18 protein-coding genes and 1 pseudogene are annotated in these 16,752 nt (G+C 51.8%); 15 read left to right on the forward strand and 4 right to left on the reverse strand.

From position 1 onward, the window contains the following. The first annotated feature begins 61 nt into the window (after positions 1–61). From C7820_RS15790 to groL, 5 genes are all read left to right on the forward strand, one after another. The gene (locus tag C7820_RS15790) at positions 62–547 is read left to right on the forward strand and encodes a MogA/MoaB family molybdenum cofactor biosynthesis protein (RefSeq protein ID WP_076174928.1); all 486 of its coding nucleotides are present in this window, start codon (positions 62–64) and stop codon (positions 545–547) included. A 218-nt stretch (positions 548–765) separates the two neighbouring features. Continuing rightward, complete coding sequence (locus C7820_RS15795; protein ID WP_076175208.1) at positions 766–1,023, forward strand: twin-arginine translocase TatA/TatE family subunit; 258 nt, start codon at positions 766–768, stop codon at positions 1,021–1,023. A gap of 98 nt (positions 1,024–1,121) precedes the next feature. After that, positions 1,122–1,895: a twin-arginine translocase subunit TatC gene (gene tatC / locus C7820_RS15800; protein ID WP_089550500.1), complete on the forward strand. Its 774-nt coding sequence runs from the start codon at positions 1,122–1,124 to the stop codon at positions 1,893–1,895. Between the two features lie 370 nt (positions 1,896–2,265). Then, positions 2,266–2,547 carry a co-chaperone GroES gene (gene groES / locus C7820_RS15805; RefSeq protein WP_076174926.1) on the forward strand — a complete coding sequence of 94 codons (282 nt, stop codon included), beginning with the start codon at positions 2,266–2,268 and terminating at the stop codon, positions 2,545–2,547. A gap of 93 nt (positions 2,548–2,640) precedes the next feature. Beyond that, positions 2,641–4,269, forward strand: a complete 1,629-nt coding sequence (groL, locus tag C7820_RS15810; RefSeq protein ID WP_116231893.1) for a chaperonin GroEL — start codon at positions 2,641–2,643, stop codon at positions 4,267–4,269. A 1,048-nt stretch (positions 4,270–5,317) separates the two neighbouring features. Here the strand turns inward: groL and C7820_RS15815 are convergent. Beyond that, positions 5,318–5,545 (reverse strand): hypothetical protein, encoded by a 228-nt coding sequence (locus tag C7820_RS15815; RefSeq protein ID WP_089549950.1) that lies wholly within the window; start codon positions 5,543–5,545, stop codon positions 5,318–5,320. A gap of 139 nt (positions 5,546–5,684) precedes the next feature. After that, positions 5,685–6,590, reverse strand: a complete 906-nt coding sequence (locus tag C7820_RS15820; RefSeq protein WP_116231894.1) for a LysR family transcriptional regulator — start codon at positions 6,588–6,590, stop codon at positions 5,685–5,687. A gap of 129 nt (positions 6,591–6,719) precedes the next feature. On the opposite strand from C7820_RS15820, the gene C7820_RS15825 reads away from it, so the two are divergent. From C7820_RS15825 to C7820_RS15840, 4 genes and pseudogenes are all read left to right on the forward strand, one after another. Continuing rightward, positions 6,720–8,099 (forward strand): UbiD family decarboxylase, encoded by a 1,380-nt coding sequence (locus C7820_RS15825; protein ID WP_220376655.1) that lies wholly within the window; start codon positions 6,720–6,722, stop codon positions 8,097–8,099. Between the two features lie 168 nt (positions 8,100–8,267). Further along, positions 8,268–8,833 (forward strand): annotated as a pseudogene (locus tag C7820_RS15830) (UbiX family flavin prenyltransferase). A 231-nt stretch (positions 8,834–9,064) separates the two neighbouring features. After that, positions 9,065–9,742 carry a DUF4183 domain-containing protein gene (locus tag C7820_RS15835; RefSeq protein WP_258875322.1) on the forward strand — a complete coding sequence of 226 codons (678 nt, stop codon included), beginning with the start codon at positions 9,065–9,067 and terminating at the stop codon, positions 9,740–9,742. 129 nt (positions 9,743–9,871) lie between these two features. Next, the gene (locus C7820_RS15840) at positions 9,872–10,156 is read left to right on the forward strand and encodes a DUF4183 domain-containing protein (RefSeq protein ID WP_076174904.1); all 285 of its coding nucleotides are present in this window, start codon (positions 9,872–9,874) and stop codon (positions 10,154–10,156) included. 44 nt (positions 10,157–10,200) lie between these two features. Here the strand turns inward: C7820_RS15840 and C7820_RS15845 are convergent, their stop codons facing one another. After that, positions 10,201–10,881: an SOS response-associated peptidase gene (locus C7820_RS15845; RefSeq protein ID WP_116231896.1), complete on the reverse strand. Its 681-nt coding sequence runs from the start codon at positions 10,879–10,881 to the stop codon at positions 10,201–10,203. 126 nt (positions 10,882–11,007) lie between these two features. On the opposite strand from C7820_RS15845, the gene C7820_RS15850 reads away from it, so the two are divergent. Continuing rightward, complete coding sequence (locus tag C7820_RS15850; RefSeq protein WP_076174899.1) at positions 11,008–11,205, forward strand: YqaE/Pmp3 family membrane protein; 198 nt, start codon at positions 11,008–11,010, stop codon at positions 11,203–11,205. A gap of 490 nt (positions 11,206–11,695) precedes the next feature. Further along, the gene (locus tag C7820_RS15855; protein ID WP_105442089.1) at positions 11,696–11,899 is read left to right on the forward strand and encodes a DUF6199 family natural product biosynthesis protein; all 204 of its coding nucleotides are present in this window, start codon (positions 11,696–11,698) and stop codon (positions 11,897–11,899) included. A 62-nt stretch (positions 11,900–11,961) separates the two neighbouring features. Here C7820_RS15855 and C7820_RS15860 read toward each other — a convergent pair whose 3' ends face one another. Further along, positions 11,962–12,720 carry an SDR family NAD(P)-dependent oxidoreductase gene (locus C7820_RS15860; protein ID WP_116231897.1) on the reverse strand — a complete coding sequence of 253 codons (759 nt, stop codon included), beginning with the start codon at positions 12,718–12,720 and terminating at the stop codon, positions 11,962–11,964. Positions 12,721–12,869: 149 nt separating this feature from the next. On the opposite strand from C7820_RS15860, the gene C7820_RS15865 reads away from it, so the two are divergent. From C7820_RS15865 to C7820_RS15885, 4 genes are all read left to right on the forward strand, one after another. Continuing rightward, a complete protein-coding gene (locus tag C7820_RS15865; protein WP_181909081.1) occupies positions 12,870–14,258 on the forward strand; it encodes a helix-turn-helix domain-containing protein in 1,389 nt (462 codons plus the stop codon). A gap of 244 nt (positions 14,259–14,502) precedes the next feature. Then, positions 14,503–15,075 (forward strand): sulfurtransferase TusA family protein, encoded by a 573-nt coding sequence (locus tag C7820_RS15875; RefSeq protein WP_116231898.1) that lies wholly within the window; start codon positions 14,503–14,505, stop codon positions 15,073–15,075. 45 nt (positions 15,076–15,120) lie between these two features. Continuing rightward, positions 15,121–15,516: a DsrE/DsrF/DrsH-like family protein gene (locus C7820_RS15880; protein ID WP_116231899.1), complete on the forward strand. Its 396-nt coding sequence runs from the start codon at positions 15,121–15,123 to the stop codon at positions 15,514–15,516. Positions 15,517–15,567: 51 nt separating this feature from the next. Further along, positions 15,568–16,689, forward strand: coding sequence for an MBL fold metallo-hydrolase (locus C7820_RS15885; RefSeq protein ID WP_397334198.1), 1,122 nt, complete (start codon positions 15,568–15,570; stop codon positions 16,687–16,689). The last annotated feature ends 63 nt before the right edge of the window (positions 16,690–16,752 follow it).

Genomic DNA, 16,752 nt, shown 5'->3' on the forward strand with positions numbered 1-16,752 from the left:
TGCTCGGATCAGACGGTTCACAAAGATAAGAACTTAGGGTTAAAGGAGGAGGGGTGATCTTATGGTGTGGAGAACAGCGATCCTGACGGCAAGCGATAAGGGAGCCCGAGGTGAACGTGAAGATACGAGCGCACAGGTCATCCGGGAGCTGGTGGAGGAGGAATTGGGCGGGGAGATCGTGGAATACCGCATCGTTCCTGACGAGCAGGATGATATCATCGCGTCGCTCATTGAGTTAACCGATTATTTCCAGGCGGACCTGGTGCTCACGACCGGAGGTACGGAGCTGGCGATCCGGGACGTAACGCCGGAGGCCACCCGCCGGGTCATCGAGCGGGAGGTGCCGGGCATCGCGGAGGCCATGCGGGCGACCGTCATGCAGAAGAACCGCGCGGCGATGCTGTTCCGCGGCATTGTCGGCATCCGCGGACGGACGCTGATCGTCAACCTGCCGGGCTCGCCCAAGGGCGTGCACGAGCACTTGGCGGCCATTATGGACCAGCTGCCGGAAGCGCTGCTGATGGTGACCGGGCAATACCGCCAATAATCCAGCATTTACCTGACTTTTTTCAAAATTGTCACACTTATTTGATATTGTAATGATCCGTGATATGGTATGATGGCGATGTGGCAATTTTATGTCATTGCTGTGAACAAGCCCAATCGAATGCAAACATCCATCAATGATCTGCTTTACTCGGACACGGTGTGTTACATATCCGGATTTTGGTTAAGAGTAAAGTACAGAGAGGAGAATACCATATGCTGAGTGGAATCGGTGTGCCAGGCATTATTTTGCTGGTCATTTTGGCATTGCTGCTGTTTGGACCCAACAAGCTCCCTGAACTCGGACGGGCCGTCGGCCGCACATTCCGCGAGTTCAAGGACGGTGCCCGCGATATCATCGGCGAAGACGATCAGGCGCCGCGCAAGAGCGAGCCTAAGCCGCTGGCCGCAAGTGAAACGCAGCAGCCTGCACCTGTGCAGAGCAGCGCTGCCCAAGATAAGCGCCTGCCGGAGTGACTTCAGGGAGAAGTCCAGGCAGTCCATATCCATCCCTTCCTTGCGGGGAGGGATTTTGTTTTGTCCGGAAGGTTTAGAGCGAGAAGGAAGGTGACCTCATCGTGGAAAAACAGGAAGAAATGTCGATCGTCGAGCATTTGGGCGAGCTGCGCAAACGGATCATTTACGTCCTGGTCGTGCTCGTGCTCGGGCTTGTGGTCGGCCTGGTCTGCGCCAATCCCATCTACCAGTATCTGATCAGCGTCGACTCGGCGAAGGATTTCGAGCTGCACGCATTTTCCTTCTGGGACGGGATCGGCATGTACATGAAGATCGCCATGATCGTATCGCTTGTGGCGACGATTCCGTTTACGGCGTACCAGCTGTGGGCCTTCGTCAGCCCGGGGCTCCGCGAAGTGGAACGCAAGGCGGCGCTGCGCTATGTGCCTTACGTATTTCTGCTGTTTCTGGCCGGACTTGCCTTCGGCTATTACGTTGTATTCCCGATGGCGCTGGGCTTTACGACCCAGGTGACCGAGTCGATGGGACTGAAGGAGACGTACGGCATCTCCCAATACTTCAGCTTTTTGTTTACGCTGGTCGTACCGGTGGCGCTGCTGTTCGAGCTGCCGATCATCGTCATGTTTCTGACCAAGCTGCGGATTCTGAACCCGCTGCGGCTGCGGAAAATGCGGAAGGTCGCCTATTTCGCCCTCGTATTCATCGCGATCGTCATTACGCCGCCGGATTTCATCTCGGATTTTCTCGTGACGATTCCGCTGCTCGTGCTGTATGAGTTCAGCGTGTTTTTATCCTCCGTCGTGTACCGCAAGCAGCTGGCTGCGGATGCGGCAGTAGAGGCCAGATACCGGTTCCCGGCCGAACCGCAATAACAGGACACAGGCATTCTTTTTCTGGACGGAAAAAGGATGCTTTTTTCTTTTCTTCGAAAACGGCATTTCTTTTTCAGAAATCACGGAAAACGGCATATTTCAGATTCCGGTGGATACAATGATGGAGGGTGTCTTATTCGCTGCGGAGGCCTGTGACAGGCTTGTCCGGTGCAGGATGGGACGGGTTCGGCGGGGGTGCTATGAAAAGTGTGAAGTTCTTAGAAAAATGCTTCAAAGAGGACTTGAAATCTGTTCCCAAGTTGAGTATCATAAAAGTGGTTGTTAGCACTGAACGTTGTCGAGTGCTAACAAGAATCGTCAACCAGACTTTAACCGCAGTACAACATACTAAATAAGGAGGCTATTTTTCATGATCAAACCTTTGGGTGACCGCGTTTTGGTAGAACCAATCCAACAAGAGGAAACAACTTCATTCGGGATTGTCCTTCCGGACTCCGCCAAGGAAAAGCCGCAAGAAGGCAAAATTATCGCTGTTGGCAGCGGAGCCGTTAAAGATGGGGCACGCGTTCCTTTGGAAGTCAAAGAAGGCGACCGTGTGTTGTTCTCCAAATATGCCGGAACAGAAATCAAATATGAAGGTAAAGAATATTTGATTATGAAAGAAAGCGACATACATGCAATCGTAGGCTAAGCGACTTTTTGATCCGGCGAGGATTGAATTTTTCGGCGAAGAGCCTGAACATATGAGCAACATCTATATCATTTATGGGAGGTTTTTATCAACATGGCAAAAGATATCCGTTTCAGTGAAGACGCACGCCGCTCCATGCTGCGTGGTGTAGACGCTTTGGCTAACGCTGTAAAAGTGACGCTCGGACCTAAAGGCCGCAACGTCGTTCTGGAGAAAAAATTCGGCAGCCCGCTCATTACTAATGACGGTGTGACGATCGCTAAAGAAATCGAACTGGAAGACGCTTTTGAAAATATGGGCGCTCAGCTCGTTAAAGAAGTAGCGACCAAAACAAACGATGTAGCCGGTGACGGTACGACGACCGCTACGGTTCTGGCTCAAGCCATGATCCGCGAAGGTCTGAAGAACGTAACTGCAGGCGCTAACCCGATGGTTGTCCGCAAAGGGATCGACAAAGCGGTTAAAGCGGCAGTTGCCGAGCTGAAGAACATCGCAAACGAAGTTAAAGGGAAACAAGAAATTGCTCAAGTCGCTTCCATTTCCGCAGCTGACGAAGAAGTGGGCCAACTGATCGCCGAAGCGATGGAAAAAGTGGGGAAAGACGGCGTTATCACCGTTGAAGAATCCCGCGGATTCGCTACAGAGCTTGAAGTTGTGGAAGGTATGCAGTTCGACCGCGGCTACATTTCCCCATACATGATCACGGACACGGATAAAATGGAAGCTGTGCTTGAAAATCCATACATCCTGATCACTGACAAGAAAATCAGCAACACGCAGGAAATCCTGCCGCTGCTTGAAAAAATCGTTCAACAAGCCAGACCGCTTGTGATCATCGCTGAAGACATCGAAGGCGAAGCTCAAGCGATGCTGATCGTGAACAAACTGCGCGGCACGTTCAACGCGGTAGCTGTTAAAGCTCCTGGCTTCGGCGACCGTCGCGAAGCGATGCTGCAGGATATCGCTGCCCTGACTGGCGGCCAAGTAATCACCGAGAAGCTCGGCCTGGATCTGAAGAGCACATCCATCGAGCAGCTGGGTAACGCCCGTCAAGTGCGCGTAACGAAAGAAAACACAACCATCGTTGACGGAAGCGGCGAGAAGAGCGACATCAATGCTCGTATCTCCCAAATCCGTTCGCAGCTGGAAGAAACGACTTCCGAATTCGACAAAGAGAAACTGCAAGAGCGTCTGGCTAAACTGGCCGGCGGCGTAGCGGTTATCAAAGTCGGTGCTGCAACCGAAACCGAACTGAAAGAGCGCAAACTGCGCATCGAAGACGCCCTGAACGCAACCCGCGCTGCGGTTGAAGAAGGTATCGTATCCGGTGGCGGTACAGCTCTCGTGAACGTATACCATGCAGTAGCTGCCGTAGACGTGGACGGCGACGAGAAGACAGGCGTGAACATCGTTCTGCGCGCTCTCGAAGAGCCAATCCGCACGATCGCTGCCAACGCTGGTCAAGAAGGTTCCGTGATCGTGGACCGCTTGAAGAAAGAAAAAGTGGGCATCGGCTACAACGCAGCTACGGACGAGTGGGTGAACATGTTCGAAGCAGGTATCGTTGACCCTGCCAAAGTAACACGTTCCGCGCTGCAAAACGCAGCTTCCGTTGCGGCTATGTTCCTGACAACAGAAGCCGTAATCGCCGACAAGCCAGAGCCTGAGAAGGCTGCTGCTCCAGACATGGGCGGCATGGGCGGCATGGGTGGAATGATGTAATATAAGGCTCCCAAGGCCTGATATAGCAGTAAAGAGAAAAGGCTCCCGAGAGGGAGCCTTTTTTCATAAAATCACGAAAAAATCAAAAAATCACGGCGTTGGGTTTTTGTCGTGATCAAACTGGAAATTTAGGATGTCACCGAAATGGTAAGGAACGCTATATCAGATTGGCCATACACGGTTAAGGTTACTCCCACAGCGCTGTGGATACCGTTTTATGAGCAAACTGATCCGCCATATATGCCCTTCTCCCTTGGGTAAAAAAAAACATCCGAATAACGAATCCTTTTTCATGAGTTTGTTGCTATGATTTTTTAAAAATGCAGACCACCGTTAAGAATGAGATTTGAAGCGAAATCGTAATTAATAATGAAACAATAAGGCCAGTATCACCTGCACCGCTTACTGCTGCCAGGGTATAGCAAACAATTACGCTAATTATTACGCTAAGTAAGAACGTAGCAAATCTTCTCATCAACAAAACACTCCTTATGTGTAGCAACAAAAGTAAAAGAGCGGATTTTTTACATACTATATCATAAAAGTAAAACCACAGAGTCACAAACACCTGTAGGCTTATTTTTACATTGACTTACGAACAATTCTAATATTTTTTGACCTAGCGATACACCTGCTCATGGTATAGTAATTATTGGATTATATGTAAAGGATGGAATCGTTCTGCTCATATTAAAACCAGCAACTTAACATCATAGGAGACCGGAAAATGAAACTCATAGGGTTGATATTATTAGGTTGTGCAATTTCTTACATTTTAGTATTGTTGGGGCAAGTAGGATTTATCATAGGGGTGGGACTGTTCATTGGTTTCTTCCTTAGATTATATCTGATGTTTTTAGAGATACGTAAAGAAATTTCTAAGCCCAATAATAATAGCTAGGTGTTGTTTGCTTCCTTGTTGTACCACTAATGGTACTGCAAGGAGGCATTTTTATTTAACCATGAAGAGTGGACACGTTCTCTTTTATAGCTGCAAGCCTATGAAAAAGCTGCCTAGCGGCAGCCTTTCGATCCTCAACATTAGCGTTTAACCTTCCCCTTTTTGAATCCATTCCCCGAACTGTTTCATGGCTTTCTCGCTGTGCACGTATTTGTACTTTTTGCCGTCGTCGTAATGAAAAATCGCCGCGCTGTCCTCGTCGCCTTCGATTTCGGACGTGATCGAAAGGATGCGCTGGGTGTCGAGCAGCTTGAAATTGCCTTGGTCGTCTTCGGCGGGAATCGCCTGTTGCTTTGGTTCTTCTTCCATATTCATCGTTGCAGCCTCCATAGGTTGTTTTGTCTTATTGTACCCGAACGAACAACGATTTGCATTTCTATCATGCAGCCATCGTAGTGCTATAAATCAAAAAATCCGATAAGACCTTTCGCAAATGATGGATGCGGAAGGTTTTTTAGCTCCGGCCGTTTCCCATCGATCCGAGCAACAGCTGTTTGAAATTCCGGGCTGCTGCCGAGAGATATTGCCCCTTCAGGGTGACGATGGCGGTATCGGATTCAATGGGCGGATCGATTTCGGCATGTCTTATTTGATCCAGGCGGAGCAGCAGAGCCGAGCGGGGAACGACGGCGATCCCGATGCCGGATTCGGCGAGGAGCATGAGCGTTGATACGTCGGGGCTCTCGCATACGATGTTTGGTTTCAGCCCCCTGATTTTGCAAATGTCCATAAACCGGTGGTAAACTCCGTAGTCCCCCTGTCCGCGCAAAATCAGCAGTGGATGGCAGCATAACTCCTCGACCGCGAGGATCGGTCCATCCAGCGCTATGGAGACCGGCGGGATCGCTACCAAGGGTTCAGTATGCAGCCGGTCAATCGATACCTCGGGCGTATAGGCGCCTAAATCAGACTGCAGGGGAAGCCTGACGAGCCCCAGTTCGATTCTTTTTTGCTGAAGCAGCTCTTCGACTCGATAGGAATCATCCTCCCATAATCGGAAGGTCACCCGGGGATAAGTTTGCTGGAACTGTTTGATGACGGAAGGCAGGTAGGGAACGCAGGACATGACCGTACCGATGGATAGTGTGCCGCGCATACCTTGTTCCTGATCATGAATTTCCGTCACCATCCCGTCAATCGAGTGGAGCACCTCTTTGGCTCGTTTATACAGCGTCCACCCGGCCGGCGTAATCTCGAATTTTTTGTTTTCGCGTTCGATCAGGGTCACACCCAATTCTTCCTCCAGGGATTTGAGCTGAAGGCTCAAAGGAGGCTGGGCGATGTGCAGCCGCTGCGCGGCGCGGGTGATTTGTCCTTCTTCGACGATTGTCACGAAATAGGCCAATTTTTTTAAATCCATATTCTCGTCCCTCTTCACTAGCATATATTTTTTTATATTATAAACTAATTTAATATATATTTTACATATAAAAGAGCTCGGATATAAGCTTTGTATGCAGACATTTTAAAGTACTCGGGAGGTCAGACAATGAAAACAATTCAAGCAGCCGGCATCGATTTTCGGGAATATATCGAGGCCTTGGAGCAATACGGCGATATGATCAAGATCGAACAGGAGGTGGATTGGAACCTGGAAATGGGAGCGATGATCCGTTACGCCTATGAACGGCCGGCCCCGGCGCCGCTGTTTTGCAAGATCAAGGACAGCGCCCCTGGATTTCGCGTGCTGGGTGCACCAGTCGGTCTCAGTCCGAATGCACGTCATCCTTTTTTGCGGATCGCGCTTTCGCTGGGGCTCCCCGCCGATACGGGAATTGCGGAGCTGGTTGAGGCTTGGTCCCATCTCCCCGAAGCCAAACCGCTGCCGCCGCAGGAAGTGCCGGACGGGCCGTGCAAGGAGAAGAAACTGTTCGGGGAGGACATCGATTTGACGAGCCTTCCGGTTCCGTACCTGCATGTCGGCGACGGCGGCCGCTACATCAACACATACGGCATTTTGATCGTACGCTCGCCTGACGGATCCTGGGTGAACTGGTCGATTACGCGAGTCATGCTGCATGGCAAAAGGACGTTGGCCGGCGTTATCGTGCCAACCCAGCATATCGGCAAAATATACGAGCAGTGGAAGGAGATCGGCAAGGACATGCCGTATGCGCTTTGTCTCGGCGTGGATCCGGGCATCGCCATGATCGCCGGATATCCTCTGCCTGACGGCGCGAACGAAGCCGATTTGCTGGGCGGATGGTACGGCAAACCGCTTCAAGTCGTCGGCTGCGAAAGCCATGATCTTAAGGTACCGGCAAGCAGCGAAATCGTCATTGAAGGCTTTGTATCCTTGAATGAGACCGTGCCTGAAGGTCCGATGGGGGAGTATGCGGGATATACGTGGGTAGGGCACGAGAAAGAAGTGCCATGTTTCCGCGTTACGGCGATGACTCACCGTCTTGACCCGATCATGCCGGCGGTGGCTGCAGGGATGCCGCCCGAGGAGAATCATACCAACTGGGGCGTCGCGATCGCCGCAAGCATTCAGCATGAACTGCGGAGCCATCGCCTGCCTGTCCGCAGCTGCTTCATCCCGTTCGAATCCGCGGTCCATTGGCTTGTCGTGACGGTAGATTCCTCTGGGGCATATGCCGATTCGAAGGCACTCGCCCGCCGTATCGGAGAAGTAGTGTTCGCCTGCCGCGGCGGCTCATACATTCCGAAAATCATCGTCGTGAACGATGATATCGATCCCAGCCGGATTGACCAGGTCGTCTGGGCGGCGGCCACCCGCAACCATCCGGACAGAATCCTGCATTTTGCCGATCAGCCGGTCCTGCCGCTTGTCGCTTACCTGGATCAGGAGGAAAAAACGAAAGGCTGCGACGACAAAGATCGTATACAATTGCCTTTCTCCGAATGAATGGCCGGATGGCTATGCACCGCTTCAGGCCTCCTTCACCGGTTATCCGGAGGAAATACGCAAGCTCGCCATTCGCTTGTTTGCTGCCGCCGAAGGAACATCAGCACCATGATTCATCAAAAGAAATGAGTGAAACTTGTATTTACGGATGCGAAGGAGAGAGGGCTTATGAAAATCATCGTGGGCATGTCCGGAGCGACGGGCGCGATATTCGGCATCAGGCTGCTTCAAGCGTAAAGGAGGCGGGCGTCGAAACGCATGCCGTAGTCTCTCCTTGGGCGGCTGCAAATATCCGGCATGAAACCCCCTACACGGTCAAAGAAGTCGAGGGGCTTGCGGATCAAGTGTACGGTTACAAAGATTTGGGAGCGGCTATTTCAAGCGGATCGTTCCAGATGGACGGCATGATCGTGGCGCCCTGCAGCATGAAGACGCTCGCCTCCATCCGCGTGGGATTAAGCGACAACTTGCTCACCCGGGCGGCCGACGTCATTTTGAAGGAACGAAAAAAATTGATCCTGCTCACGCGCGAAACGCCGCTGAACGATATCCATCTGGAGCATATGCTGGCGCTGTCCCGCATGGGCACGACGATTATGCCTCCCGTGCCAGCCTTTTATAACCATCCGGCGGCCATTGAGGACCTGATCATGCATATCGTGGTCCGGACGGTGGACCAGCTTGGCCTATCTTTACCGCAAGGGAAAAGGTGGCAGGGAATGAGAGAGAGGTAACACCGAAGATAGCGAATAGTCCACTCCCATGACGTGCATTGGACATATACATATGTCATATACACATATTCCTAATTTTTTAAGGGAAGGGTGCCGCAAATGGGAAAAGGAGGAAAAACGAAGCGCACATATGTAAAGAAGAAAATAAAATGCATCGGCGCTAAAAGAATCAAAAAGGCCGTCGTTTGCAAAAAGGTGAACCCTAGAAGAAAACGGAAGATCCGAAATGTGATGGATCAGCATGCCTTACAAGCGGCAATCGAGGAAGCCAAGGCACAAATCAAAGCAGAGCTGGGGCTATTAACCGGAATGCAGGGTGATCATGGTCCGCAGGGGGAACGGGGGACGGATGGTACGCCAGGACTTCCCGGGATTCCCGGACCGCAAGGCCTACAGGGGGTGCAGGGCCCTCCCGGGACGGCAGGCCTCCGCGGGCCGGAGGGGCCGCAAGGCGTACAGGGTCTTCCCGGACAACCGGGTGACCCTGGCCCTCAAGGAGCATCAGGGATGCAAGGGGCACCAGGCGCACCGGGCATTCAAGGGCCGGCTGGTCCGGAAGGACCCGAAGGTCCGCAGGGCCCGCCTGGACCCGTCGTTATACCCGGAGTAACTGTGCTGCCGACGGCCGCCCGCTATTTTTATCAGCCGGAGACCGATCTGGATTTAACGGCGTCGGCCGCGGTTGCGGCGAGCCAATTCACGAATGATGAAGGTGATGCGGTTGCCGATTTTTCGACGCTTGGTCCCAATAGTTTCAGCAACCTCTATATCAACGGGATCATCCAGCCGGGGAATTCGTACAGCATCAATCCGTCGGAGCTATATTTTCCACCACAAAGCACGACGATATATGCGGGGACTCCTATTGTTTTGGAAACGGTGCAGTTAACGGCGAATATTACAGTCTAGCACTTTTTCGTATTTTCCCCCACGCCGATTCAAACCTTCCTGCATTTAATAGGGTAGAGGATCCGAAGGTTTTCAAAGATTTTGGTTTGAAAATCTATATGTTCCTCAACCAAGAAGGGAGGAGAGAATATGCCTATCGTAACTCCATATCAGAACAGCGTGAGATTCACTTCGACCATTGGTGCAGGTACCGGAACCGGAGCGACCTTCGCTATAGCCGCAACGGCCTTCACCAATGACGCTGGAGTGGCTGCTACGGCATTTCCTGGGACGTTCAACTACTACAACCTTTATTTGAACGGTTTGATGCAGACGGCCGACGTTTCGTCAGTGACAACAACGACGCTTACCATTCCTGGAGGCGATGTGTTGGACCCCGGTACCCCGGTTGTCGTTCAGTTTGTTGTTTCTTGATCAGACGAGGACTAACGGATGACCCGGAGGTCCTCTTTGGATTTTTATTTGGAATTCAGGGCGATTTTCTCGATCAATTCTTCACCTTCGTTCCGTACATTTCCGACCGATCTGGACACGGGATAGGAGTACATGTCCTCTGCCTCGTAAGGCCGCAGCAGCCCCTGCAGCAAGTCCTTATCGGACACGCCGGGATCCAGCCAGATGTTCAGCTCTTCCTCACCAAGTATAACGGGCATACGGTCGTGCACCTTCTTCGTAAGGGAATTCGGTTTTGTCGTTATGATGGTGCAGCTCGTGATTGTCTCACCCTCCGGGCTTTTCCAATCATCGTACAGGCCGGCAAAAGCAAACACGTCTCTCGATTTAACCCGGAACCGGTAGGGCTGCTTATGTTCGCCTTCATGAGTCCACTCGTAGAATCCGTCTGCCAACACGGCCATTCGTTTCTCAGGAAAAGCCGACCGAAATGCCGGCTTGCTGTCAATCGACTCCGCACGGGCATTAAACGTATGGTAGGCCATTTTTTTCGTCTTGGCCCAGAACGGAAGCAGCCCCCAGTGAAACCCCTGCAATATCCGCTTTCCATGATCGCTTCGAACGCCGGCAACCGTTTGGGTCGGGGCAATATTATACCGTGGAGTTATTTCATACTGGACATCATCGATGTCAAATGACTGGACGAGATCCTCTTCTTCAACCGCCAACGTATACCGTCCGCACATGTCATGTCCTCCTTACTTCATCTCCGTTTTCTTTTTATTACCCAAAAAAGAGTGCGGCACAAAATGAAACGAAGATACCGCCGCGGCGTATTATAGATCATTCAAACAGAAATGAGGTTAACGCCAATGCGTTATTTATTATGCTTTCTTCCGCCGCTGGCCGTTCTGAGCTGCGGTAAATTGGGACAGTTCATCTTAAGCATCATCCTTACATGTATCGGCTACATTCCGGGCGTCATTCATGCGATGCTTGTGGTTCATTCATACAAAGAAGATCAACGGGCGGATCGGATCGTACGGGCGATTCGGGAGCAGCATCGGTAAAACGAGGGTCATTCTTATAATATAGAACTGCGTCTGATATCCATTAAAGGTTCCCAAAGGTGGGGGCCTTTCCTTTATATAGGATTCAACTATGTTATTTTTAACAAAAATTAACATACAGCCCGCTTTCCTGTATAATTAAGGAAAAGTTGCGAGGTGGAACCCATGAAGCGTTTTTCCTTAGGGGATAAGATTCTGATTTTTTTCCTGCTCGGGTTGGCGGCACTGTTTATTATCAGTTTTTTTGTGGTGCGTTACATCATCCGGCATGTGTCGTTTGCTCCGTAAGCAGGCAGCCATTGATTTAAAAGGAGTGGCCCTATGAAAAATATGAGGTACAATCCAATCGAACGTTATGCGGATAGATCCACCTGGCTTTTGGATGTGCTGCTGTATCTCCCTCGGTTACTTATCAAATTGCTCAGTTGACTTGCTTATCTCGTAGCGGCGGCTGCGTGATCCCGTTCTATCCACAAAGGAGTCGATACATATGCCGGTGCTGATCATGGGAATCGTGCTTGCTGCGATTGGCTGGTTTGCCAGAAAAAAGCCGGAATCGTGGTGGTTTCGAAGATTCGGCGAGGATTGGGATGCGGAGCTTAGCGAGGATCGGCGATGGTACCTACGTTTTGCCGGCATGATTCTTATGATCTTCGGTGGACTGCTGTGTTTGGCAGGTGTGTTCAGTATTTGAGAATGACAAAAACCCTCTCTGATTCCAGAGAGGGTTTTTGTCGTAAGCTAAGCAGAAGCAGCTTACAGTGTCAGGCCGCCGTCCACAAGGACGATGGAGCCAACCATATAGCTTGACCGGTCGGAGGCAAGGAAGGAGACCATTTCGGCCAATTCCTCCGGCTGCGCGTAGCGGCCGATCCGCATGTTGCTGACTTCTTCGGGCATATAGCCGCCCGCTTTGAACTGTTCTTCCACGCTTTGGGTCAGCGAGGTCTGTACGCCGCCAGGGCAGATGGCGTTGACCCGGATGCCTTTTTTCACGTATTCCATGGCTGCCGACTTTGTCAATCCGATCACCGCATGCTTGGTTGCCGAGTACACGGACACGCTGTGCTCGCTGCGGATGCCGGCGGTCGACGCCGTATTGATGATCGAGCCGCTGCCCTGCTTCTCCATCACTTTAAGCACATATTTCAGCCCCAGGAAGGCACCCTTCATGTTAACGGCAACGAGTCGGTCGAACTCCGCTTCTTCCACGTCGGCCAGCAGTGAAAACTTCTGAATGATGCCGGCATTGTTGAAAAAGGCATCGATCCGGCCATAGGTGTCCACGGCGGCATTGACATAGCGCTGCACGTCTTCGCTCTTGGATACGTCCGCCTGAACGAAGATACCTTCGCCGCCCTGGTCCTGGACCATCTGCAGCGTTTCTTCGCCGGTTTCGCGGTTAAAATCGACCAGCACGACTTTGGCCCCGTTGGCTGCCATTTTTAAACTGCTGGCTCTGCCGATGCCGCTTCCGGCACCGGTGACCAGCACGATTTTATTTTCCAGTTCCATCGTACATTCCCCCTAATCGTTGATCATGATCTGTTCATTGACCATTGTACGAGGGTTTGGTCGGCAATTATTGTACTTTTCTACGCTTAATTGTATTATTTTAATGTAAAGAAAACGTTAACATTTTATGCCGACAAAAGGGGGGCGTCATGCGGTTCGCATTGGAAGAAATTAAATACGTGTGCCACCATCTGCATGAGGCCCATGGCGTGTCAGTATTTTACGTCAACACCCGCGGGCAATTTGCATATGAAAGTCCGGCTGCGAGCATCCGCCAGAGCCCGTATTATGTTCCGCTTCAGGAGCAGATCAGGGAACATGCAGTAAACGGCGGGCAGAAGAAGATTCCGGTCTTTTTTTCCATCAACAGGCTGCATTTTTTTCGAATCGGCCTGCAGCATGACGATGCAGTCTTGGGGCAAATCGTGGTCGGACCCTGTCTCGACGCCGGGCTGGACGAAACGCAAATCGATTACATCACGGAGCTGATGCACGAATTTTCCAATGTCCGGGTGCTGATTGAGTTTTACCAATCCCTGCCCGTTATTGGCCCGGAACGTTTTCGTTCCATGAGCCTGTTGATTTACAGCCTACTCTACCAGGAACGGTTGGACCCGGCACTGATCGTTGAGACCAGCGGTGAGCAGCCACCGGAAAATCAGCAGCCGCATGCGCCGGATCTGGAGATTTCGCGGGAACGGATGAACCTGATTTCCCATACCAACCTTTCGCATGAGCGGGTGCTGCTGGATTATGTCCGCAAGGGACGCACCGATAAAGTTCAGGACGTCGTCCGTTATTCGCTGATCGGCGAAGACGAGCTGGGCAAGCTGTCCAGGCGCAGCCGGATCCGCAGCGAGAAAAACCTTATGATCACCGGCGTGGCCTTGATTTGCCGGTCGGCGATCGAAGGCGGGCTGAACGAGGAGACGGCCTTTACGCTAAGCGATTACTATATTCAGCAGCTGGAGGAGCAGGAAAGCCTGCAGGCGATATCCAAGGTGATGACCGAGGCGGTTTTCGCGTTTACGGAACGGGTGTCCAAGGTTAAGGAGCAGCAGTATTCGTCGACGATTACGGCCTGCCAGCACTATATTTCCGACCACCTCTACGACGACATTACACTCGAGCAGCTGGCGAAGCTGACCTATTTGAGTCCCAATTACTTATCCAGCCTGTTTAAGAAAAAAGTAGGTGTCCCCATCAGCGAATATATCCAGCGCGAAAGAATTGATGAGGCGAAAAAGCTGTTGATGCTGACGAAATACAAGGTTTCGGACATCTGCTCGTGGCTGAACTTTAACGATCAGAGTTACTTCAACAGGGTGTTTAAAAAAATGACCGGCGTAACGCCAAAACGGTACCGGGAGGAGGGCTTAGCCGGGCGAGCCGCGGAAAAACGAGAAGAACCAAAAGAACGAAAACCAGAAGAACAAGAAGAACCAGAAGAACGAAAACCAGAAAAACCAGAAAAACCGGAAAAACCGGAAAAACCGGAAAAACCGGAAAAACCGGAAAAACCGGTGTCCTCCGGTTAAACCGAAAACCGAACCTCTAGCTCCTTCGGCGATTCATATGCTGCTGTCTAAGGACAACAATGAAAAGATAAACAAGCTTCCAGCAGGCGCGTCCTGCAGGAGGCTTTTTTAATATTCCATGATTTGGCGGTTTGACAATCCGCTGCTTCCATCCTAGAATTATACCCATAGGGGTATATGTATGACGCCTCGATCAATGAGCAACACACATCCGGATCTTACTTTATAAGGGAGGTTTACAAGCATGGTGGAAATATCGGCAAATGTCACTTTGGACTGCAAAGGTTTGTCCTGCCCGATGCCTATCGTCCGAACCAAAAAAGCGATGGATCAGCTTGAAGCGGGACAGGTCATCGAGGTGTTGGCCACGGACCTGGGGTCTTTGGCGGATATGCAGGGCTGGGCCAAAAATACAGGTCACCAGTACCTGGGAACTCTTGAGGAAGGGGAAGTGCTGAAGCATTATCTGCGCAAATCTCGGCCGGAAGAGCTGAAGGAAGCGGCGAATTACCCGCACACCGCTTCCAATGAAGAGCTTCAAAGCAAGCTCGCAGCGAGCGAGGGCATAGTCATTCTGGACGTGCGGGAGCCAGCAGAATATGCGTTTGGCCACATACCCGGGGCGGTATCCATTCCGCTGGGGGACCTGGAGGATCGCCTTTCGGAGCTGGATCCTGAACACAGCATTCATGTCGTATGCCGCACAGGATCGCGCAGCGATCTGGCATGTCACCTTCTTGCCGAGCATGGATTTCAGCATGTAAGCAACGTCGTGCCCGGCATGTCCGCATGGACGGGACCGATTGAAAATCAATAAAACCAAAACCAAAAACAAATTCAATAATTTACGGAGGTATGATCCATGAGTACAAAAGTAGCGATTATCGCCAGCAACGGCGGATTGTTTGATGCCTATAAAGTGTTTAACATTGCCACGGCGGCCGCAGCCACCGAGGCGGAGGTAGCCATCTTCTTTACATTCGAAGGATTGAATCTGATTCACAAACAGGCCCATCATCAGCTGCCGCTGCCAGCTGGACGCGAGCATTTCGCCGAAGGTTTTCAAAAAGCTAACGTTCCGGGCATTCCGGAACTGGTCGCAATGGCCCAGGAGCTTGGCGTCCGGATGATCGGCTGCCAAATGACGATGGACGTCATGAATTTGACGAAGGACGACTTTATCGACGGAATTGAAGTCGGCGGAGCGGTGACCTTCCTCGACTTTGCCAAGGATGCCAACGTCACTTTATCTTTCTGACAAGGAGGAATCTTTGATATGACAGCTTCAGTGAATGCGAATCCGGGCGTGATGACAGCCAAGGAGCTGACACGGCGGATTCTGGCCAAGGAAGAACTGTTGATTTTGGACGTGCGCAATGAGATTGACTTTAATGACTGGAAGATCGAAGGGGAGCGGATAGAGATCGTCAACATCCCGTATTTCGATCTGCTGGAAGGTGTTGATGACGCCCTTGCCCGGCTGCCTGAAGGCAAAGAGGTTCTCGTCGTGTGCGCCAAGGAGGGATCTTCCCAATTCGTCGCTGAACAGCTGGCTGAAGCGGGCAGAACCGGCGTGTCCTACCTGGAAGGCGGCATGAAATCCTGGAGCGAGTATTTGGAACCGGTCCAGATCGCCGAATTGAACGGCGGGGGTGCGCTGTATCAGTTCGTGCGGATCGGCAAAGGCTGCCTGTCTTATATGGTGGTCTCCGGCGGCGAAGCTGCCGTTATCGATACGCCGCGCATGACGGGCATCCTGGAAAGCTTTGCAGGCGAACAGGGGGCGGTGATCAAGCATACGCTCGACACGCACCTGCATGCCGACCACATTTCCGGCGGAAAAGCGTTAGCCCAACGCACCGGAGCGATCTACTGGCTGCCGCCGAAAGATGCGGAGGAAGTTACCTTTTCCTATGAGCGTCTGGAGGAAGGCCGGGAAATTAACGTAGGAAGCACCACCATCGCAATCGAGCCGGTGTATTCTCCGGGCCATACGATTGGAAGCACGTCGCTGATTATCGATGGGAAGTATCTGCTGACCGGCGATATTTTATTCGTCGAATCCATCGGACGTCCAGACCTGGCGGGCCAAGCGGAGGATTGGGTGGACGACCTGCGGAGCACGCTGTACAGCCGGTACAAAGGGCTGTCCGAGGACTTGATCGTGCTGCCGGCGCATTTCGGCAAAATCTCCGAGCTTGGAGAGGACGGGAAGGTCATGGCCCGGCTGGCGGACCTGTTCCGTCACAATCCGGGGCTGAACATACAGGACGAGGAATCGTTCCGGCGCACCGTTACGGAAAATCTCCCTCCACAGCCTCATGCATACCAGGATATCCGGCAGGCGAATATGGGCAAAATCCATCCGACCGAAGAAGAACAGCGCGAGATGGAGATCGGCCCGAACCGCTGCGCGGTTCATGACAAGTAACCAGCGTACGAAATGCGCGGGCAGCCTGTTATCACTAAGGATGCTTAGGGAGGAGAAAGGAGG

The organism is Paenibacillus sp. VMFN-D1 (assembly GCF_003386155.1).
Classification (GTDB): domain Bacteria; phylum Bacillota; class Bacilli; order Paenibacillales; family Paenibacillaceae; genus Paenibacillus_AQ; species Paenibacillus_AQ favisporus.